The 20,098-nt window shown below is 72.5% G+C and carries 19 protein-coding genes and 1 tRNA gene; 12 read left to right on the forward strand and 8 right to left on the reverse strand.

The features are described from left to right. Positions 1-58 precede the first annotated feature (58 nt). Positions 59-1,336: a PTS transporter subunit EIIC gene (locus ACFCX4_RS21000; protein WP_376144581.1), complete on the reverse strand. Its 1,278-nt coding sequence runs from the start codon at positions 1,334-1,336 to the stop codon at positions 59-61. Between the two features lie 395 nt (positions 1,337-1,731). Further along, complete coding sequence (locus tag ACFCX4_RS21005) at positions 1,732-3,021, reverse strand: PTS transporter subunit EIIC (protein ID WP_376144583.1); 1,290 nt, start codon at positions 3,019-3,021, stop codon at positions 1,732-1,734. A 382-nt stretch (positions 3,022-3,403) separates the two neighbouring features. Here ACFCX4_RS21005 and ACFCX4_RS21010 point away from each other — a divergent pair, with 382 nt between their 5' ends. The 4 genes from ACFCX4_RS21010 (at position 3,404) to rdgB (ending at position 5,772) form a co-directional block, all read left to right on the forward strand. After that, the gene (locus ACFCX4_RS21010) at positions 3,404-3,637 is read left to right on the forward strand and encodes a glucose PTS transporter subunit EIIB (RefSeq protein WP_057237617.1); all 234 of its coding nucleotides are present in this window, start codon (positions 3,404-3,406) and stop codon (positions 3,635-3,637) included. Between the two features lie 200 nt (positions 3,638-3,837). Next, positions 3,838-4,572: a ribonuclease PH gene (gene rph / locus ACFCX4_RS21015; protein ID WP_376144586.1), complete on the forward strand. Its 735-nt coding sequence runs from the start codon at positions 3,838-3,840 to the stop codon at positions 4,570-4,572. A gap of 157 nt (positions 4,573-4,729) precedes the next feature. After that, positions 4,730-5,119, forward strand: a complete 390-nt coding sequence (locus ACFCX4_RS21020) for a hypothetical protein (RefSeq protein ID WP_376144588.1) — start codon at positions 4,730-4,732, stop codon at positions 5,117-5,119. A gap of 47 nt (positions 5,120-5,166) precedes the next feature. Beyond that, positions 5,167-5,772 carry an RdgB/HAM1 family non-canonical purine NTP pyrophosphatase gene (gene rdgB, locus ACFCX4_RS21025; RefSeq protein WP_376144590.1) on the forward strand — a complete coding sequence of 202 codons (606 nt, stop codon included), beginning with the start codon at positions 5,167-5,169 and terminating at the stop codon, positions 5,770-5,772. A 70-nt stretch (positions 5,773-5,842) separates the two neighbouring features. On the opposite strand, the gene ACFCX4_RS21030 is transcribed toward rdgB, so the two are convergent. The 3 genes from ACFCX4_RS21030 to ACFCX4_RS21040 all read right to left on the reverse strand — a co-directional run bounded on the left by ACFCX4_RS21030 (position 5,843) and on the right by ACFCX4_RS21040 (position 7,211). After that, a tRNA-Leu gene (locus ACFCX4_RS21030) sits at positions 5,843-5,925 on the reverse strand. A 7-nt stretch (positions 5,926-5,932) separates the two neighbouring features. Next, entirely contained in the window at positions 5,933-6,652 is a 720-nt protein-coding gene (locus ACFCX4_RS21035; RefSeq protein ID WP_376144592.1) for an HNH endonuclease, read from the reverse strand. A 73-nt stretch (positions 6,653-6,725) separates the two neighbouring features. Continuing rightward, positions 6,726-7,211, reverse strand: a complete 486-nt coding sequence (locus ACFCX4_RS21040; protein WP_376144594.1) for an HPP family protein — start codon at positions 7,209-7,211, stop codon at positions 6,726-6,728. A 109-nt stretch (positions 7,212-7,320) separates the two neighbouring features. Between ACFCX4_RS21040 and ACFCX4_RS21045 the strand changes: the two genes are divergently transcribed. Next, on the forward strand, positions 7,321-7,926 hold the full coding sequence (locus tag ACFCX4_RS21045; RefSeq protein WP_376144596.1) for a CGNR zinc finger domain-containing protein: 606 nt from the start codon (positions 7,321-7,323) through the stop codon (positions 7,924-7,926). 217 nt (positions 7,927-8,143) lie between these two features. Further along, positions 8,144-10,612, forward strand: coding sequence for a chitinase C-terminal domain-containing protein (locus ACFCX4_RS21050; protein WP_376144612.1), 2,469 nt, complete (start codon positions 8,144-8,146; stop codon positions 10,610-10,612). 95 nt (positions 10,613-10,707) lie between these two features. Here ACFCX4_RS21050 and ACFCX4_RS21055 read toward each other — a convergent pair whose 3' ends face one another. Further along, positions 10,708-11,412: a hypothetical protein gene (locus ACFCX4_RS21055; protein WP_376144598.1), complete on the reverse strand. Its 705-nt coding sequence runs from the start codon at positions 11,410-11,412 to the stop codon at positions 10,708-10,710. 165 nt (positions 11,413-11,577) lie between these two features. Continuing rightward, the gene (bcp, locus tag ACFCX4_RS21060; RefSeq protein ID WP_376144600.1) at positions 11,578-12,054 is read right to left on the reverse strand and encodes a thioredoxin-dependent thiol peroxidase; all 477 of its coding nucleotides are present in this window, start codon (positions 12,052-12,054) and stop codon (positions 11,578-11,580) included. A gap of 141 nt (positions 12,055-12,195) precedes the next feature. On the opposite strand from bcp, the gene ACFCX4_RS21065 reads away from it, so the two are divergent. From ACFCX4_RS21065 to ACFCX4_RS21075, 3 genes are all read left to right on the forward strand, one after another. Beyond that, the gene (locus tag ACFCX4_RS21065; protein WP_376144602.1) at positions 12,196-12,537 is read left to right on the forward strand and encodes a DUF3618 domain-containing protein; all 342 of its coding nucleotides are present in this window, start codon (positions 12,196-12,198) and stop codon (positions 12,535-12,537) included. A 202-nt stretch (positions 12,538-12,739) separates the two neighbouring features. After that, on the forward strand, positions 12,740-13,042 hold the full coding sequence (locus ACFCX4_RS21070) for a co-chaperone GroES (protein WP_078881937.1): 303 nt from the start codon (positions 12,740-12,742) through the stop codon (positions 13,040-13,042). A 163-nt stretch (positions 13,043-13,205) separates the two neighbouring features. Beyond that, a complete protein-coding gene (locus ACFCX4_RS21075; protein ID WP_376144604.1) occupies positions 13,206-14,390 on the forward strand; it encodes a winged helix DNA-binding domain-containing protein in 1,185 nt (394 codons plus the stop codon). Between the two features lie 94 nt (positions 14,391-14,484). Here ACFCX4_RS21075 and ACFCX4_RS21080 read toward each other — a convergent pair whose 3' ends face one another. Beyond that, a complete protein-coding gene (locus ACFCX4_RS21080; protein WP_376144606.1) occupies positions 14,485-16,977 on the reverse strand; it encodes a transglycosylase domain-containing protein in 2,493 nt (830 codons plus the stop codon). Positions 16,978-17,309: 332 nt separating this feature from the next. Between ACFCX4_RS21080 and ACFCX4_RS21085 the strand changes: the two genes are divergently transcribed. Genes ACFCX4_RS21085 through ACFCX4_RS21095 form a run of 3 tightly spaced genes read left to right on the forward strand, consistent with a single transcriptional unit; the run spans position 17,310 to position 19,983 of the window. Next, positions 17,310-18,110, forward strand: a complete 801-nt coding sequence (locus ACFCX4_RS21085; protein WP_376144614.1) for an ABC transporter permease — start codon at positions 17,310-17,312, stop codon at positions 18,108-18,110. Beyond that, complete coding sequence (locus ACFCX4_RS21090; protein WP_376144608.1) at positions 18,103-18,996, forward strand: ABC transporter permease; 894 nt, start codon at positions 18,103-18,105, stop codon at positions 18,994-18,996. The genes ACFCX4_RS21085 and ACFCX4_RS21090 overlap by 8 nt, the downstream gene beginning before the upstream one ends. A gap of 27 nt (positions 18,997-19,023) precedes the next feature. Beyond that, positions 19,024-19,983: an ATP-binding cassette domain-containing protein gene (locus tag ACFCX4_RS21095; RefSeq protein WP_376144610.1), complete on the forward strand. Its 960-nt coding sequence runs from the start codon at positions 19,024-19,026 to the stop codon at positions 19,981-19,983. Positions 19,984-20,098 lie beyond the last annotated feature (115 nt).

Raw genomic sequence — 20,098 nt, forward strand, 5'->3', positions numbered from 1 at the left:
CCACCCGGGGGAGCGGGGGCGGGGCGGGGCCGTGAGCGGCGTCAGGTGGTTCCCGGCGTCAGGCCTTGGTGACGTCCTCGATCTCGTCCTCGTCCTCGCGACCGGGGGTCTTGAGGTTGAACTTGACGATCGCGAAGCGGAAGAGGAAGTAGTACAGCGCGGCGAACACCAGGCCGAGCGGGATGATCATCCACGGGTCGGTCGCCTTGTTCCAGGCGAGCAGGTAGTCGATCAGACCGCCGGAGAAGGTGAAGCCGTCGTGCACGCCCAGCCCCCAGGTCACGGCCATCGAGACGGCGGTGAGGACGGCGTGGATGACGTACAGGGCCGGGGCGATGAAGACGAAGGAGAACTCGATCGGCTCGGTGACACCGGTCACGAAGGAGGTCAGCGCCAGCGACAGCATCATGCCGGTGACGGCCTTGCGGCGGTGCGGCTTGGCGGTGTGGGCGATGGCGAAGGCAGCGGCCGGCAGGGCGAACATCATGATCGGGTAGAAGCCCGACATGAACTGTCCGGCGGTGGGGTCACCGGCGAAGAAGCGGGTCAGGTCGCCGTGCACGACGGTGCCGTCGGCCTTGGTGAAGTCACCGGTCTGGAACCAGGCGAAGGAGTTCACGAACTGGTGCATGCCGACCGGCAGCAGACCGCGGTTGACCAGACCGAAGGCGCCCGCGCCGAACGCGCCGGCCCCGATCAGGGAGTCGTTCAGGCTCTTGATGGCGTCGCCGATCGGGCCCCAGGCCAGACCGAAGAACACACCGACGGCGGTGCCGACGAAGGCCATGATGATCGGCACCAGGCGGCGGCCGTTGAAGAAGCCGAGCCAGTCGACCAGCTTGGTGCGGTGGTACTTCTGCCACAGCACGGCGGAGAGCAGACCGATCACGATGCCGCCGAGCACGCCCGGGTTCTGGTACGTGGCGGCCGCGTCCTTGCCGGGGAGGATCTGGGCCTCGGTGATCGGGAAGGCGGTCAGCACCTGCTTGTAGACCAGGAAGCCGACCAGCGAGGCGAGGGCGGTCGAGCCGTCGGCCTTCTTGGCGAAGCCGATGGCGATGCCGACCGCGAAGAGCAGCGGCAGGTTGTCGAAGACGCCGTTGCCGGCGGCGGCGAAGATCGAGGCGACCTTGTTCCAGCCGAGGCCGTCCTTGCCGAACACGTCGTCCTGGCCCAGGCGCACCAGCAGGCCGGCGGCGGGGAGAACGGCGATGGGCAGCTGGAGGCTGCGGCCGATCTTCTGCAGACCCTGCAGCAGGTTCTGGCCGAACTTCTTGCTGGGACTGGGCGTGGCCGGAGCCGTGGCGGGCGCCGGTGCCTGCGCAGACTGACTCATGGGGGTGGGTTCCTAACGGCAAGGGCGGATCGGTCGGGGGGTAGGAGCACAGGGGGCCGAACCGCGAACTGGTCTACACCACACGTGGTGTAGACCAGTTTTGTAGCACGCGCGGAGGGGCCGGGGAACCCTTGAAAGCGCTGCTGATGGGAAGCGCTATGAAATCGAAACCTACTTGCGGATCAGTGATCTTGATTACCCGCAGTGATTGGGATTTTGGCTATTTGCGCAACAAAAACACGGACCCGCCGGGAGCTCCCCGGCAGGTCACGACGGCTCGCCGGACGGGCGGCTCCGGCGCTCCGCACCGGGACCAACGGCCCGGCCCGGATATGCCGAAGGCCCCCGGACGGCGGTCCGGGGGCCTTTTCGGATTCTGCGCGGTGACGCTCGGTTTATGCCTTGGTCACGTCCTCGACCTCGCTCTCGTCCTCGCGCCCCGGGGTTTTCAGGTCGAATTTCACGATGATGAAGCGGAAGAGCGCGTAGTAGACGGCGGCGAAGCCCAGGCCGATCGGGATGATCAGCCACGGCTTGGTGGCCAGGCTCCAGTTGATCACGTAGTCGATCAGGCCGGCCGAGAAGCTGAAGCCGTCGTGCACCCCGAAGCCCCAGGTGAGTCCCATCGACAGGCCCGTCAGCACGGCGTGCACCGCGTACAGCGCGGGTGCGATGTAGGCGAAGGAGTACTCGATGGGCTCGGTGACGCCGGTCACGAAGGAGGTCAGGCCGACCGAGAGCATCAGCCCGTAGATCTCCTTGCGGCGGTGCGGCTTCGCCGAGTGCGCGATGGCCAGCGCGGCGGCCGGCAGCGCGAACATCATGATCGGGAAGAAGCCGGACTGGAACTGCCCGGCGGTCGGGTCGCCGGCCAGGAAGCGCGGGATGTCGCCGTGCACGATCGTGCCGTCCGGCTTGGTGAACTCGCCGAACTGGAACCAGACGAAGGTGTTGAGCAGCTGGTGCATGCCGATCAGCAGCAGTGCCCGGTTGAACAGGCCGAACAGGCCCGCGCCGCCCGCGCCCATGTCGGCGAGGGTCTGGCTGAAGTCGTTCAGGCCGCGGCCGATCGGCGGCCAGACCCAGAGCGCGACGCAGGCGGTGAGCATGCCGACCAGGGCGGTGATCATCGGCACCAGGCGGCGGCCGTTGAAGAAGCCCAGCCAGTCGACCAGCTTGGTCCGGTGGAACCGCACCCAGAGCCAGGCCGACATCAGGCCGATCAGGATGCCGCCGAGCACGCCCGGGTTCTGGTAGGTCGCGGCCGCCGCCTTCGCCGAGGTGTAGTCCACGCACTGGTCGCTGACCAGCACCGTCGGCGGCTTGCAGTTCTCCGGGAAGGCGTGCAGCACCTTGTAGTAGACGAGGAAGCCGACCACCGCGGCCAGCGCCGTCGAGCCGTCGGCCTTCTTCGCCATGCCGATCGCGACGCCGATGCAGAACAGCATCGGTAGGCCGAGCGAGGAGTCCAGCAGCGCGCCGCCGGCCGCCGCGAAGACCTTGGCGACGTTGTCCCAGCCGAGGCCGTCCTTGCCGAAGACGTCGTCCTGCCCGAGCCGGTTGAGGATGCCGGCGGCCGGGAGCACGGCCACCGGCAGCTGGAGCGAGCGGCCCATCTTCTGGAGGCCGCCGTAGAAGGTGTGCCACCAGGTCGTCTGCGATGCTGTGGCGCCTGCCGAACTCATCCTTCGCCCTCCGAGTGCAGTGGCCGGCCGGTGGCCCCCGGGAGGGGCCCTCGGGCGGGGACCGGGAACACCCGGGGCTCTTCCTGCGTTCATCGGAGTACACATATATTGGTGTAGACCACTTTGGGACGCAGGCCGCGCGCCGGGAGACGGCCCCACTGTTCGTCATCCTCCGGCGTCGATCCGGGGCATGCGCGTCGGAATGGGCCAAAAGTGGACTAACGTGGCATATCGGTCCGGCTCGGGTCATGCTGGTCGCGCTGCCCCGGCAGCGCGCGCCACGGCACGACCGACCACTGACCGCACGTCACCGCGACCGAGGTCACAGCGCAGAACGGCACCCGGCAGAGCAGCCGACGGGCCGAGACAGAGGGAGAAAGCAATGGCCAGCAAGGCTGAGAAGATCGTCGCCGGTCTCGGCGGCATCGAGAACATCGAAGAGGTCGAGGGCTGCATCACCCGCCTTCGCACCGAGGTCAAGGACGCCTCCCTGGTCAACGAGGCCGCGCTGAAGGCCGCCGGCGCCCACGGCGTCGTCAAGATGGGCACCGCGATCCAGGTCGTCATCGGCACCGACGCCGACCCGATCGCCGCCGACATCGAGGACATGATGTGAGCTGAGCCCACCAGGCCCACCTCCGCCCGGCCCGCCGCTCCTCCAGGACCGGCGGGCCGCGGCACGTCCGGACACCCCGGCGGCCTCCCCGGACACCACCCCGCTGCCCCCGGGGCACCCCCGGCCGCCTCCGCGGGCAGAACCCGGACGCCTCGGGGCGTACCCGGACCAGCCACCGAAACCGACTACGCTCGGTGCCTATGTCACGCATCGACGGCCGCACCCCCGACCAGCTCCGCCCCGTCACCATCGAACGGGGCTGGAGCAAGCACGCCGAAGGCTCCGTCCTCATCTCCTACGGCGACACCAAGGTGCTGTGCACCGCCAGCGTCACCGAGGGCGTCCCGCGCTGGCGCAAGGGCAGCGGCGAGGGCTGGGTCACCGCCGAGTACTCCATGCTCCCGCGCGCCACCAACACCCGCGGCGACCGCGAGTCCGTCAAGGGCCGCCTCGGCGGACGCACCCACGAGATCAGCCGGCTCATCGGCCGCTCGCTGCGCGCCGTCGTCGACCACCGCGCCCTCGCCGAGAACACCATCGTCCTCGACTGCGACGTCCTCCAGGCCGACGGCGGCACCCGCACCGCCGCCATCACCGGCGCCTACGTCGCCCTCGTCGACGCCGTCTCCTGGGCCCGCGAGCGCAAGCTGCTCCGCGCCAAGGGCAAGCCGATCACCGGCGGGGTCAGCGCCGTCAGCGTCGGCATCATCGACGGCGTCCCGATGCTCGACCTCCCGTACGAGGAGGACGTCCGCGCCGAGACCGACATGAACATCGTCTGCACCTCCGACGGCCGCTTCGTCGAGGTCCAGGGCACCGCCGAGGGCGCCCCCTTCGACCGCGGCCTGCTCGACCGGCTGCTCGACCTCGGCACCCTCGGCTGCGCCGAGCTCGACGGGATCCAGCGCAAGGTCCTCGGCGACCTGGAGGGCTGAGCGGCCCCGGCGGTGCTCCGGAGGTTCCCGGAAGCTGCTCCGGGAGGCGCCTTCCGCGTCCCCATTACCCCATGATGTACCGGTTCCGTTTCGGTTTCCGGAAATCCCCGGGCACGCGTCCTTCCCCACCGGATACCCGCGCACCCAGGAGGACCGGATGCCCCAGAGCATCGCCCGCCCCACCTTGCTCGCCGTGGCCGGCCTGATCGCCATCCTCCCGCTGAGCGCGGTCAGTTGCTCCGCCGCCCAGAAGGCGCTCGACTGCGGCAACACCGCCGTCAAGATCACCGGGGACATCAACGAGGTCAGCAACGCCTACAGCAACGCGAGCAACGACGCGGCCGCCGCCGGGCAGGCGCTGCAGAACCTCAAGAACGACCTCGACCAGCTGGGCAAGAACTCCAAGGACACCGACGTCGCCCAGGCCATCACCGACCTCAGCACCCAGGTCGACAAGGTCCAGCAGGCCGTCAACAACAAGCAGGTCCCGGACTTCAAGCCGCTGGGCGACGCCGCGTCGAACCTCACCAAGGTCTGCACCGGCTGACGCGGGGTCACGGGGTCACGGGGGTTCGCCCGGTTTAGGGTGGCTTCATGACCACTCGACTCATCCTCGCCACCCGCAACCAGCACAAGGTCGCCGAACTCCGCGACATCCTCGGCGACGCCGGCCTGGACGTCGAACTGGTCGGCGCCGACGCGTACCCGGAGATCCCCGACGTCCCCGAGACCGGCGTCACCTTCGCCGAGAACGCGCTGATCAAGGCGCACGCCCTGGCCCGCGCCACCGGCCTGCCCGCCGTCGCCGACGACTCCGGCCTGTGCGTGGACGTCATGAACGGCTCCCCGGGCATCTTCTCCGCCCGCTGGGCCGGCCGGCACGGCGACGACCGCGCCAACCTCGACCTGCTGCTCGCCCAGCTCTCCGACATCGCCCCCGAACACCGCGGCGCCCACTTCTTCTGCGCCGCCGCCCTCGCCCTGCCCGACGGCACCGAGCACGTCGTCGAGGGCCGCCTCCTCGGCACCCTGCGAACCGCCCCCTCCGGCGACGGCGGCTTCGGCTACGACCCGATCCTGCAGCCCCTCGGCGAGACCCGCACCTGCGCCGAACTCACCCCCGCAGAGAAGAACGCCATCAGCCACCGCGGCCAGGCCTTCCGCGCCCTCGCCCCGCTCGTGAAGGCCCTGACCGGCTGAGGCCCGCCTCTGCGAACGTCGAAGGCCCGCCCGGAGGTCACTCCGGGCGGGCCTTCGATTCTTAGGCTAGTGCGGCCTGAGGGATTCGAACCCTCACGGGATTTCTCCCACGGGCACCTAAAACCCGCGCGGCTGCCATTTCGCCAAGGCCGCAAGGCCTTCAGTCTAGGGGCTCGGGGGGTGCGGGAACACCGCCATTACCAGTGCTTGAGCCGCCCCGGTGGAGGTGTCCGGCGGACCCCGCCGGACGGGTTCCCTTCCGTCGGCAGTAGGTGTCCGTGACGGCGTGGCAGTTCGGGCAGAGCAGCCTGAGGTTCTCCGGCCGGTTGTCGGACCAGTCCCCGCTGATGTGGTCGACCTCCAGGGTCAGCGGGCGGCCCCGCCACCGCGGTCCGGTGCCGCAGCCCTCGCAGTGCTCCGGCCGGCCGAGCTCGGACAGGGCCGCGCGGATCCGGGCGCCGGGCAGCCGTTTCGCCTCCGGCGGGCGCCGGACCAGCACCTGCGCCGGGGGCAGTCGCCGGGTGGAGGCCCGGCCGCGCTGGTGGGCCTGGCCGGTGAAGTGCGAGGTGTCGATGCCGAGCGCCTTGATCCGTCGCCCGATGTGGGCCTGGGTGCCGCCCGCCTGCCGCAGCCGGAGGTGGCGCACCACTCCGGCGACGCTGGACGAGGCGTCGACGGCCTCCTGGAGGAGTTCGCGCGTGTAGACGCTTCCCCCGGGGCGGAAGTGCGAGGTGTCGACGCCGTACTCCGTCAGCTTCCGGCGCAGGTACTTGCGGCGGTCCCTGTTCGGTTCCCTGTCGAGTGCGACGAGCATCTCGTCGAGCGACGCGGCGCCGGCGGCGGTCTCCGCGAGCAGTTCGCGGGTGTATCCGGTGGTCATGTCTCCCCCTTCGGGCCCGTGTGCGCCCGTCCCCCGTACGTGTGAACGAACGGTGGGGCGGGAGGTCACGGGCTCACCACCAGTAGGTGGGGTAGGGGCGGTTGCGGAGGCGGGCGGCGGTGAGGCCGGTGAGGGTGAGGAGGGTGGCGGCGAGGGCGAGGAGGGGGAGGAAGGGGAACGCGGCGGGGGCGGTGAGGGCGACGATGACGGCGGTCGCGGCGGCGGGGGAGTGCGGGGTGCGGGCGAGGGCCATCACGCCGAGGGCGAGGCCGCCGGCCACGGCGGCGGACCAGTAGCCGGGGTCGGCGACGACGAGGACGGCGTATCCCGTGAGGGCGGAGAGGAGTTGGCCGCCGATGACGCTGCGGGGCTGGGCGAGCGGGAGGTCGGGGGCGCCGGCGATGAGGGCCATCGAGGCGGCGAGCGGCGGGATGAGCAGGGGGTGGCCGGTGAGGGTGCCGAGGGCGGCGAGGAGGAGCAGTGCGGTGACGGCGGTGGCGGTCGAGGCGAGGACGGCGGTGGGGGCGGGGCGCGCGGGTGCGCGGCTGGGCAGGGGCATGGCGGCTCGGCGCTCCTAACGGGTTCGGATGGTCTGTGACGTTAGTCTGCGTGGCTTCGCTAGCGGATGGCAAGCCGCGTTACCGTTAGGTGTGGATATGGGTGGAGAAATGAGCGCGGGCACGGTCGACGAGATGCCGGTCGACGGTGAGCACCTGGCGCTGGACCTGGTGAACACCACGTTCGTGCGGGGCGGGCTCCGTGGTCACCTGGTGGACGTGCTGACCAGGCCTGCGGACCTCGCGGTGTGGGTGGAGCGGCACGCGGGTGCGCTGGATCCGGCGAGTGCGCCGGCGGGGGCGCCGGGGGCGGCCGAGCTGGCGGCGTTCCGGGAGCTGCGTCTGGCCCTGCGCGGGGTGCTGACGGCGGTGGTGGCGGGGGAGCCGGCGGCGGAGGCGGACGTCGCGGTGGTGAACGCGGCGGTGCGGGCGGCGCCGGGGTGGCTGGAGCTGCCGCCGGGGGCGGTGGGTGCGGCGGTGCCGGGGAGTTCGGCGGGGGAGTGGGGGCGGGTGCTGCTGGGGCGGGTGGCCGGGGCGGCGGTGGAGTTGTTGACGGGGGATCGGCGGGGGTCCGTCAAGGCGTGCCCGGCGCCGGGCTGCATCCTCTTCTTCCTGCAGCAGCACGCGCGGCGTGCGTGGTGCTCGGCGTCGTGCGGGACGCGGGTGCGGGTGGCGCGGCACAGCCGTCGGCATGCGGAGGAGCGAACGGAGGGCTGAGGCGCGGGCGGTGGGGTGGCCGGGGGGTGCGGGGCGCGGGATGACCGTCGACAATCGGCCGTTCGACCGGCGATGTTGGGGAATTGATTACCAATTGGTACAGACCTATTGACCTATGTGGTTCAGACCACATAGCTTCGGCGCCAATCTGCTTTCCCCCACGTGCGTGCTCCCCCACAGGTACGCGCCGACACTCTGCCCGGAGGACCGAGTGTTGATCCGATCCACGGCGGAGCGGCGTCCCACCGCTGCCCGTCGTTCCAAGAGCCCGGTGGCCCGCGCCGGCCTGGCCTCGCTGGCTGCCGCCGGCCTCGCCGGCCTGCTGGTGGCCACGCTGGGCGCGGCGCCGTCCCAGGCGTCCGCCACCGTCGACAACGCCGCCTGTCGCCCGGACGGCCTCTACGCCACGCCCGGCGTCGACGTCCCGTACTGCAGCGTCTACGACACCGAAGGCCGCGAGAAGATGGGCGCCGATCACCAGCGCCGCATCATCGGCTACTTCACGGGCTGGCGCACCGGCAAGGACGGCACCCCGCCGTACCTGGTCAGCGACATCCCGTGGGACAAGGTCACCCACCTCAACTACGCGTTCGGCCACGTCGGCCCGGACAACAAGCTGTCGGTCGGCACCGACAACGACAAGAACGAGGCCACCGGGATCTCCTTCCCCGGCGTGCCCGGTGCCGAGCTCGACCCGTCGCTGCCCTACAAGGGCCACTTCAACCTGCTGACGAAGTACAAGAAGCAGTACCCGAACGTCAAGACCATGATCTCGGTGGGCGGTTGGACCGAGACCGGCGGGTACTTCGGCGACGACGGCAAGCGCGTCAACTCCGGCGGCTTCTACTCGATGACCGTCAACCCGGACGGCAGCGTCAACCAGGCGGGCATCGACGCCTTCGCCAACTCGTCCGTGGACTTCATCAAGAAGTACGGCTTCAACGGCGTCGACGTCGACTACGAGTACCCGACCTCGATGAAGGACGCGGGCAACCCGCTGGACTGGCAGCTCGCCAACAGCAAGCGCGGCTCGCTGGCCAAGGGCTACGCCGCCCTGATGAAGACGCTGCGCGAGAAGCTGGACCGGGCCGGCGCCGCCGACGGCAAGCACTACCTGCTGTCGGTCGCGGCCCCGTCGTCCGGCTACCTGCTGCGCGGCATGGAGACGTTCCAGATCGCGCAGTACCTGGACTACGTCAACATCATGTCGTACGACCTGCACGGCGCCTGGAACAAGTACGTCGGCCCGAACGCCTCGCTGTTCGACGACGGCAAGGACGGCGAGCTGGCGGCGGCCAACGTCTACGGCACCGGTCAGTACGGCGGCATCGGCTACCTGAACGCCGACTGGTCGTACCACTACTTCCGCGGCTCGATGCCCGGCGGCCGGATCAACGTCGGTCTGCCGTACTACACCCGCGGCTTCAAGAACGTCCAGGGCGGCACCAACGGTCTCTGGGGCACCGCCTCCGCGACCACCTGCCCGGTCGGTTCGGGCCTGACCGCGTGCGGTGACGGCGCGGTGGGCATCGACAACATCTGGAACGACAAGGACGACGCGGGCAAGGAGTCCCCGGCCGGGTCGAACCCGATGTGGCACGCCAAGAACCTGGAGAAGGGCGTCGTGCCCGACTACCTCTCCAAGTACGGCGTGAAGGACACCGCGCTGCAGGGCAGCTACGTCCGCAACTACAGCTCCACCCTGGCGGCGCCGTGGCTGTGGAACGACACCAAGAAGGTGTTCCTGTCCACCGAGGACGAGCAGTCGGTCGGCGCCAAGGCCGACTACATCGTCAACCAGGGCGCCGGCGGCGCGATGATCTGGGAGCTCGCGGGCGACTACAAGTGGGACGCCACCGCCAACGGCGGCAAGGGCCAGTACGTGCCCGGCACCACGCTGACCTCGCTGATGTACGACAAGTTCAAGGCCGCCTCGCCGTACGGCGCGGTCCGGGCGACGACGGCGCTGCCGAAGCAGACCCTGCCGATCGACGTGTCGTTCACCAACTTCGCGCTGGGTGACTCGAACTACCCGATCAACCCGAAGATCCACATCGTGAACAACTCGACGCTGACCCTGCCGGGCGGCACCGAGTTCCAGTTCGACTACAGCAACTCGGCTCCCGGCAACGCCAAGGACCAGTCCGGCTTCGGTCTGACCGTCATCAAGCAGGACCACACCGGCACCGGCAACGTGGGCGGCCTCAAGGGCACCTACAACCGCGTCTCGGTGAAGCTGCCGGGCTGGCAGTCGCTCGCGCCGGGCGCGTCGATCGACATGGACTTCGTCTACTACCTGCCGGTGTCCACCCCGTCCAACTGGACGGTCAACGTGGCCGGCACGCTGTACGGCCTCAAGGGCGACCTGACCCGCGGTGGCACGACCACCCCGACGACGCCTCCCACGACGCCGCCGACCACCCCGCCCACCACTCCGCCGACGACGCCTCCCACGACGCCGCCGACCACCCCGCCCACGACCCCGCCGACCACGCCTCCCACGACGCCGCCGACCACGCCGGCGACCTGTGCGGGCGCCCCGGTCTGGGACGCGGGCACCACCTACGCCACCCCGACCAAGGTCTCCTGGAAGGGCCACTACTACCAGAACAAGTGGTGGACCAAGGGCGACGACCCGAGCGCCAGCGGCGCCTGGGGTGTCTGGAGCGACCTCGGCGCCTGCTGATGACAGCGGTCGCCTGAGGTGAGAGACGGCGGTGGCGGTGCACCCGGTCGGGGGGTGCGCCGCCACCGCTGCTTCGTGCGCCGCTCCGGGCGGGGCTACTTCTCGATGTCGCCGCGCATCGCGACGAACTGGGCGGCGGCCTCCGCCGGGGTGCTCTTCGGGAACAGCGCGACACCGGCCGTGGAGGCGTCGGACCAGCCGCAGATCACGTCGGTGGTGGGGGCCTCGGGCAGCCGCAGGCACTCCACCGAGCCGCCGAGCGGGCCGGCCGGGGACGGCACGGCGGTGGTCGGGTCGCCGGTGGAGCCGTTCTGCAGCGCGTAGTCGATCATGCCGCGCCAGAGGTGCTCGCGGCGCTTGGCCGGGTCCTCGGGGACGTTGTCGACGGCGACCAGCAGGATCCGGCGGCCGGAGGTCTGGCCGGGCCGGTCGTAGTTCGAGACCACCAGGTGCATGTTCTCGCGCATCTCGCCCGGGTCGACGGCGACGTCGGAGACCGCGTCCTTGCCGGTGGTCCTCGTCAGCCCGCCGGCCGTCCTCGCCTCGACGACCCGGCGCTTGCCGGCCGGGCCGGAGGGCTGCGCGGAGGAACCGGCCGGGGCGGACGCGGGTGCCGTCGGGGTCGCCGCCGGTGCGGACGGCGCGCCGGTGACGGGCGCGGTCGAGGCGGGCGGGGCCGTGACGGGCGGGGGAGCCGGGGTGTCCTCGTTCTCCGGCCCGCAGGCCGTCAGCGCGAGCGCGGCGACGATCGCGCCGGCGACGGCGGCACGGGCGGTGGACACGGATCTGGCACTCTGCACGGCTCTACTCCTGTGGCAAGGGCGGAACCCGGGCGCCCGGCGCCCGGTGGGCAGAACGCTAGGGGGTTCCGGCCGTCCGGCGACAGGCCCGGGGCGGAGCGCGGACAGCACCGGGACGCGGCGGTGACGAAGCGTCACCCGTCGCCGCCGCGTCCGGACGGTGCGTCAGGCGTCCCCGACCTTGAGGTCGCGCAGGAGCTTGGCCACGTGGCCGGTCGCCTTGACGTTGTACAGCGCGTGCTCGACCCTGCCCTGCTCGTCCACGATCACGGTGGAGCGGATCACGCCGGTCACGGTCTTGCCGTACAGCTTCTTCTCGCCGAACGCGCCGTAGGCCTCCAGCACCTTCTTCTCCGGGTCGGAGAGCAGGGTGACCTTGAGGTCCTCGGCCTCGCGGAACCGGCCGAGCTTCTCCGGCTTGTCCGGCGAGATGCCGATGACGTCGTACCCGGCGCCGGCGAACACCTCCAGGTTGTCGGTGAAGTCGCAGGCCTGCTTGGTGCAGCCGGGGGTGAGCGCGGCCGGGTAGAAGTAGACGATCACCTTGCGGCCGAGGTGGCCGGCGAGGGACACCTCGTTGCCGTCGGCGTCGGGCAGGGTGAAGGCGGGCGCGGTGTCACCGGGCCGGAGACGCTCACTCACGGGATTTCTCCTGGTGCTGGACGGGCGGTCGTACCACGGCAAACTTACCTCCGATGGTGGGTGGGGCCGCGCGGGCCCGCGTGCCAACTGACACACTGGGTCAGTCGCACAGGACAAACATCAGTGAATGGGGTGGCCCGAGTGGGCGAGGCGAGCACTACGGACAAGTCGGCGCGGACGGCCGCCCAGATCGAGGCGGACATCACCCGCACCCGCACCCAGCTGGCGGAGACCCTGGACGAGCTCGCCATGCGGGTCCACCCGACCACCATCTCCGCCCAGGTCAGGGCGAAGGCCGTGGCCACCGTCGAGGAGCGGGCCGGCAAGGCGTACGTGGCCGCCAGCGGGCTGGTCGAGCGGGCCCGGGCCCAGTTCGTGGACGAGAAGGGGCAGCCGCGCAAGGAGCGCGTCGTCCCCGCCGCGCTGGTCGGCGCCGGTGTGGTCCTGCTGGTCGCCGCGGCGCGCAGGCGCCGCAAGCGCTGAGCGGCGGGCGCACCTTCGGGGCCGGGCACCGGGTGCCCGGCCCGGTGCGTTCCCGCCCGGTTCCGGACCGGCGTCACACGCCGCGCCCGGGAACGGTACCTTCGGGGTCGTGAGTACGAACGACGAACCGACCCAGCAGTCCTTCCCCGCCGAGGCCGACTCGCCGCGTCACGACCGGCTGGGCGAGAAGCTGCCGATCAAGATGCTGCACGACCGGGTGCTGGTGAAGACCGAGGCCGGTGAGGGCGAGCGCCGCTCCACCGGCGGCATCCTCATCCCCGCGACCGCGGAGATCTCCAAGCGCTGCGCCTGGGCCGAGGCGGTCGCCGTCGGCCAGAGCGTGCGCTCCGTGGAGCCGGGCGACCGGGTGCTCTACGACCCCGAGGACAAGCTGGAGGTCGAGGTCCGCGGCGCCACCTACGTGCTGCTGCGCGAGCGCGACCTGCACGCCGTGGCCGCGATGCGCTTCGGTGACACCGAGGGCTCGACGGGCCTCTACCTGTAGCCGTCCGGGGGATCCCGCAGTGGGCCGCCGTGCCGTGGGCGCGGCGGCCCACTGGTGCGTCCGGGGGCGGGCGGTGCGCCGGCCCGGGCGGACCGGGCCGCCGTCCGGGCGCCGGTGGTCCGGGGTCGCGGCCGGTGTCCCCGGCGGCCCGTAGGATCCGCCCATGGTGATCGGTGGGGCGGGGCGGATCGACGACGGGCAGCGGCGCGCACGGCTGGGGCGGCGGCTGCTGCTGGCGCCGGACGGGTGGGCGCCGGGGGTGGAGGAGGTCGCCGACGCGGTGGTCGGGCTGCACGCCACCGACGCCGCGACGGTGTACCTGTCGGCGTGCGCGCGGCTGCGCGAGCCGTCGGCGGCGGAGGTGGAGCGGGCGCTGTACGAGGACGTCTCGCTGGTGAAGCTGCTGTCGATGCGGCGGACGATCTTCGCGGTGACCGAGGGGTTCGCGCCGTACGTGAGCGCGGCGGCGGCGCGGCAGATCGCGGTCAAGGAGCGGGCGACGCTCCTGAAGCACCTCGCCGAGTACGCCGAGGGGTGGGACGAGGAGCGGCTGGCGGACACCGAGCGCGAGGTGCTGGCGGCCCTCGCGGTGCGCGGCGAGGCGACCACCGCGGAGCTGGGGGCGGACGTGCCGGCGCTGCGCGAGGCGATGGTGATGTCGGCGGGCAAGCCGTACGAGGCGCGGCAGAGCGTGGGGAGCCGGCTGCTGCGGCTGCTGGCCTCGGACGGGCACGTGCGGCGGTCCCGGCCGCGCGGGTCGTGGCTGAGCAGCAGTTACCCGTGGGCGCCGGTGGCGCAGTGGCCGGAGGTTCCGGTGCGGGAGGCGAAGGCGGAGGTGGTGCGGCGCTGGCTGGCGGCGTACGGGCCGGGCACCGTCGAGGACGTGAAGTGGTGGACGGGCTGGCCGCTGCGGGACGTCCGCGCGGCGCTGGCGGACCTGGGCGCGGTGGAGGTGGCGCTGGACGGCGCTGCGGCGGGCCTGGTGCTGCCGGGGGACGAGGGGCCGGTGGCGGAGCCGGAGCCCTGGGCGGCGCTGCTGCCGTCGCTGGACCCGGCGGTGATGGGGTGGCGGGGCCGGGACTGGTACCTGCGGCCGGAGGACGTGCCGGCGCTGTTCGACCGGGCGGGGAACGCCGGGCCGACGGTGTGGTGGTGCGGCCGGGTGGTCGGCGGGTGGGCGCAGCGGGCGGACGGCGAGGTGGTGTGGCGGCTGTTCCGGGACGTCGGGGCGGAGGCGGAGGCGGAGGCGGCGGTGGGGGCGCAGGCGCGGCGGCTGGCGGGGTGGCTGGGGGAGGTCCGGGTGACGCCGAGGTTCCGGACGCCGCTGGAGCGGGAGCTGGTGGCCTGAGCCGCGGGGCGCAGGGTTCCGTCCCGCCGGTCGGGTCCGGGGGCGGGCGTGTCCCGGGCCGCGGCGCGCCGGTCGCCGCGGTCCGGGGAGGGTCCTACGGCGGGGGCGGGCTGCCGGGCTGGGCGGTGGCCGGGGGTTTGAGGGTGGTGGGCGGCGGGACGGCGGTGCGGGTGGGGTCGGGGGTCCGGCCGGGGGTGGTGGTCGGCGGTGTGGAGCCGGGCCGGTCGGAGCCGGGCCGCGCGCTGGGGGTGGACTGCGGCTGCGCGGGTTCCTGCGGGGTGGGCGCCGGGGGCGTGGACGGTTCCGGGGCGGTGGTGGTGCGGCCGGGTTCGGTGGCGGCGGGGGTGACGGGGCCGGTGGTCGCGGTGGGCCGCCGGGGGGCGGTCGGGACCGGGACGGCGGGCGCCGTCGGCGCTCCGCCGGTGCCCGGGGCGGTCGCACCGCCGCCGGTGCCGGTGCCGCCGGCGGCGGGTGCGGGGGCGCCGGGCGGGGTGGTGGTGGGGGCGGCGGACGCGCCGGCCGGGGTGGTGCCGGCCGGCGTGCTCGTGGTCTCGCCGCCGCCGGGCCGCCCGTTGTCCCGGCCGGGTTCGAGGTCGAAGGAGCGGACGACGGTGCCGTCCAGGACCTCGGCGGTGTAGGCGGTCCAGATCCGGGTGGGGAAGGCACCGCCGTTGATCCGGGCGTAGCCGGCCGTGCCGGCCAGCGGCTCCTTGGCGTGGGTCTTCGGGTTCTCCCGGAACAGGCCGACCGCGGTGGCGAGTTCGGGGGTGTAGCCGGCGAACCAGGCGGAGAGGTTGGCGTCGGTGGTGCCGGTCTTGCCGGCCGCGGGCCGGCCGAGGGCCAGGGCGGCGGCGCCGGTGCCCTGCGGGCTGATGACGTCGCGCAGGACGTCGGTGACGGCGTCGGCGGTGCTCCGGTCGAGTGCGGTGACGGGGTCGTGCCCGGGCAGCCGCGGGACCTCGGCGGAGCCGGTGCCGGGGTTGACCCGGGCCAGCGCGGACACCGACCAGGGCCGGTGGGCCTCGCCGTGGTTGGCGAGCGCGGCGTAGACGCCGGCCAGGTCGAGGGCGCTGGGGGTGGCGGTGCCGAGGGTCATCGAGGGGTTGGCCGGGTCCAGGCCGGGGACGTCGGCGGGGATGCCGAGCCGGAGCGCGGTCTCGCGGACGCGGGCGAGTCCGGCGTCCACGCCGGCCTGCGCGTACACCGAGTTCACGGACCTGACCATGGCCTGGCGCAGGGTGATGGAGCCGTAGTCGGTGCCGTCCTCGTTGGGCGGGGCGTACGGGGTGGGGGCGCCGGTGACGGGCCGTTCGCTGGTGCCGTCGTAGCGGGTCTCGGTGGTGACCGGCCGGGCGTCGCCGCTGCCGCGGCCGGCGGTCAGGGCGGCGGCGAGGTCGACGGGCTTGAAGGTGGAGCCGATCTGGTTGTCCTGGCGCAGTGCGTCGTTGTAGGGCTGCCGGGCGTAGTCGGGTCCGCCGTGGACCGCGAGGACGCGGCCGGTGGCGGGGTCGACGGAGGCGCCGGCCACCCGGACGTCGGTGTCGGTGCCGGGGCGGGCGGCGGGGTCGAGTTCCGCGGTGAGCTCGTCGTGGACGGCGCGGGTGAAGGCGTCCTGCTTGTCCTGCTCGAAGGTGGTGGTGATGCGCCAGCCGCCGGCCTTGAGGGTGGCGGCGTCGAGGATGCCGCCGGCGGTGAGGTAGTCGTCGGCGACCCCGACCAGGTAGCCGGCCTGTCCGGCGAGGCCGGTGGCGGGCTGCGGTTCGACGGGGTCGGGGAAGACGGCGGCGTCGCGGTCGGTGGCGCTGAGGAAACCGAGCTGGACCATGCCGTCGAGGGTGTAGTGCCAGCGGGCGACGGCCTTCGCGCGGTTGGCGGGGGTGGCGGTCCGGACGTCGTACGCGCTGGGGGCCTGGAGCAGGGCGGCGAGGTAGGCGCTCTGGGCGAGGGTCAGTTCGGGGACGTCGACGCCGTAGTAGGCGCGGGCGGCGCTCTGGATGCCGTAGGCGCCGCGGCCGAAGTAGCTGGTATTGAGGTAGCCGGTGAGGATCTCGTCCTTGTCGCGCTGCCGGTCGACCTTGAGGGCGATGAGGACCTCGCGGCCCTTGCGTTCGACGGTCTGGGTCTGGGTCAGGTAGTAGTTCTTGACGTACTGCTGGGTGATGGTGGAGCCGCCCTGCAGGCCGCGGCCGGTGAGGGTGTTCCAGCCGGCCCGGACCATGCCCTTCAGGTCGATGCCGCGGTTCTGGTAGAAGGTGCGGTCCTCGGCGGAGACGACGGCCTGGCGGGTGACGACCGGGACCTCGTCGATGGTGACGTCGGTGCGGTTGACGGCCCCGGTCCGGGCGATCTCGGTGACGCCGTCGGCGTAGAGGTAGATGTTGCTCTGGGCGACGGCCTGGGCGTTGGGGTCGGGCAGCGGCACGACGACGTAGAGCACGGCGAAGGCGCCGACGGCGAGGAGCAGCGCGCCCAGGAGGGCGCCGGTGACCACCCGCCAGGTGGGCAGCAGGCGCCGCAGGAACGGCAGGGCGCGGCGCGCATCGCGGCGGGCGGCCCGTCTGGCCTGGCGTCCGGTGCTCGGGGTCATGCCGAGATTATGTGCTATTTGACGCCGGTTCAGGTGCTGGAGCGGCTTGGGGCGGCCGGTCGGAAAACCGGGTGCGCGGTGGATTCCGCCGCAGTACGGTGAAAGGTGCAAACGTCATAGCGCAGCCACTTCGGGCTCCGTCCCGGTCCGGCTCCGCCCGCCCGGCCCGGCACCCCCGGGGCGGGCCGGGCCGGGGCCGTTCCGGCATGCGTTCCCGCGGCCGGGGACCTCCCTGTGCCGCCAATTGTCGATAAGGAGACAATATGCAGAATGTAGCCATGCGGCGGCCCCGGCTCCGGCCCCCCGATACCGGCGGCGGCGTGCGCGCCGCCCTGGGCCTGTACGGTGCCGTCGCCGCCGGCGCGTTCCGGCGCTTCTCCACCTACCGGGCGGCCACCCTCGCCGGGGCCTTCACCAACACCGTCTTCGGTTTCATCCTGGCCTACACCTTCCTCGCCCTGTGGCAGGCCCGTCCCGGTCTCGGCGGCTACGACCAGGCCTCCGCCGTCACCTACATCTGGGTCAGCCAGGGCCTGCTGATGACGGTCGCCGTCATGGGCGGCGGCTTCCAGGACGACGTCCAGGAGCGCTTCCGAAGCGGCGACATCGCCGTCGACCTCTACCGCCCGGTGGACTTCCAGGGCTGGTGGCTGGCCACCGACCTCGGCCGGGCCGCCTTCCAGCTGCTCGCCCGGGGCGTGCCGCCGACGCTGGCCGGCGCCCTGGTCTTCGACACCCGGATGCCCGGACACCCGCTGACCTGGGCGGCGTTCCTGCTCGCCACCCTGCTCGCGGTGGTGGTCAGCTTCGGCCTGCGGTTCCTCGTCTCGCTCACCGGCTTCTGGCTGCACGACTCGGACGGGGTACGCTCGGTCATGCTGGTGGTGTCGCTGTTCTTCTCCGGGATGCTGCTGCCGCTCGCGCTCTTCCCGGGCTGGCTCGGCACCCTCTCCCCGCTGCTGCCCTGGGCGGCCCTGGTCAAGGTGCCGACCGACGTCTTCCTGGAACGGGTCACCGGCACGGAACTGCTGGGTGCGCTCGGGTTCCAGCTCGCCTGGGCCGCGGTGCTGCTCGGCGCCGGCCGGCTGGTCCAGCTCCTGGCGACCCGCAAGGTGGTGGTCCAGGGTGGCTGACCAGGCCCTCACCGCCCGCGGCCCCGGCGGCCCGCGGGCGGCCCGCGAACCGCTGACCGCCCGGGAACCCCTGACCGCCCGCACCGCCTGGGCGCTGCGCTCCTGGTGGCTCGCCGCCGCCATGTGGACCAGGGCGATCATGTCCTACCGGGCGTCGTTCGTGATGATGCTGACCGCCAGCGTCGTGGTCACCTTCCTCGACTTCGTCGTGATCCTCCTGATGTTCCGGCACACCGACACGCTCGGCGGCTGGAACCTCGCCGAACTCGCCTTCCTCTACGGCACCTCGGCCCTCGCCCTCGGCCTGGCCAACCTCTTCGTCGGCTCGATCGACGCCCTCGGCGAGCGGATCCGGGCCGGCACCCTCGACGTCATGCTGGTCCGGCCCGCCCCCGCGCTCGCCCAGCTCTGCGCCGACCGGTTCTCGCTGCGCCGGCTCGGCCGGCCCGCCCAGGCGGCGGCCGTGCTGGTCTGGTCGCTGACCGCCCTGGACGTCCACTGGACCTGGGACCGGGTGCTGCTGCTGCCGGTCCTGACGGTCTGCGGCACCCTCATCTTCTCGGCGGTCTTCATCGGCTTCGCCAGCCTCCAGTTCTGGTGGGGCGAGGCCAGGGAGCTGCAGAACTCCTTCACCTACGGCGGCGCCACGCTGCTGCACTACCCGCCGACCGTCTTCGCCAGGGAACTGGTCGCCGGCACCGTCTTCGGCGTGCCGCTGGCCTTCGTCAACTGGCTGCCCGCGCTGCGGATCCTCGACAAGCCCGATCCGCTCGGCCTGCCCACCGCGTTCCAGTTCGCCTCGCCGGTCGCCGCCGTCGCCGCCCTGGCCGCGGCCGGACTGGCCTGGCGCGCCGGACTGCGCGCCTACCGCGGCGCCGGCAGCTGACCCGCCCCTTCTCCCCGAGGAACCACCATGGCCCTGATCGAGCTCGACGACGTCCGCCGCACCTTCACCGTCCGCGCCAGGAACGGCCGCTGGACGCGCGAGAAGCGCGAGGTGCGCGCCGTCGACGGACTGACCTTCACCGTCGATGCCGGCGAGTGCGTCGGCTACATCGGCCCCAACGGCGCCGGCAAGTCCACCACCATCAAGATGCTCACCGGCATCCTCGTCCCCACCGGCGGCCGGCTGCGCGTCGCCGGCGTCGACCCGGCCCGCGAACGGGTCGCGCTGGCCCGCCGGATCGGCGTCGTCTTCGGGCAGCGCACCACCCTCTGGTGGGACCTCCCGCTGCGCGACTCCTACGAACTCGCCCGCCGCCTCTACCGGATCCCCGACCGGCGATATCGCGAGAACCTGGAACGCTGCGTCGAGCTGCTCGACCTCGGCGCGCTGCTCGACACCCCCGTCCGCCAGCTCTCGCTCGGCCAGCGGATGCGCGGCGACCTCGCCGCCGCGCTGCTGCACGACCCCGCGGTGCTGTACCTCGACGAGCCGACCATCGGCCTGGACGTGATCAGCAAGGGCCGGGTCCGCGACTTCCTGCGCGACGTCAACCACGACCTCGGCACCACCGTGCTGCTCACCACCCACGACCTCACCGACATCGAGCAGCTCTGCGGCCGGGTCATGGTGATCGACCACGGCAGGGTGGTCTACGACGGCGGGCTCGACGGCCTGCACGCGGTCGGCGACAGCGAGCGGACCCTGGTCGTCGACCTGGCCGAGGCCCGGGCGCCGATCGAGGTGCCCGGCGCCCGGGTGGTCCGGGTCGAGGGCCCGCGCCAGTGGCTGGCCTTCCCCGCGCAGCAGAGCGCGGCCCCGGTGGTCGCCGCCGTCGCCGCCCGCTACCCGCTGGTCGACCTCTCGGTGCGCGAGCCCGCGATCGAGGACGTGATCGCCCGGATGTACGCGGAGGTCGCCATCGGCTGAGCGTTCGCCGGGGCGCCGGGTGTTCGGTCCGCCTCCCCCGTGCGGGTGGCGGACGTGACCCCTCGGCACGCCACCGAGTTGACCGTTTCATCGCCCGGCGCAGCGCCGCCCGCCC

This window comes from Kitasatospora sp. NPDC056327, assembly GCF_042261735.1.
Classification (GTDB): domain Bacteria; phylum Actinomycetota; class Actinomycetes; order Streptomycetales; family Streptomycetaceae; genus Kitasatospora.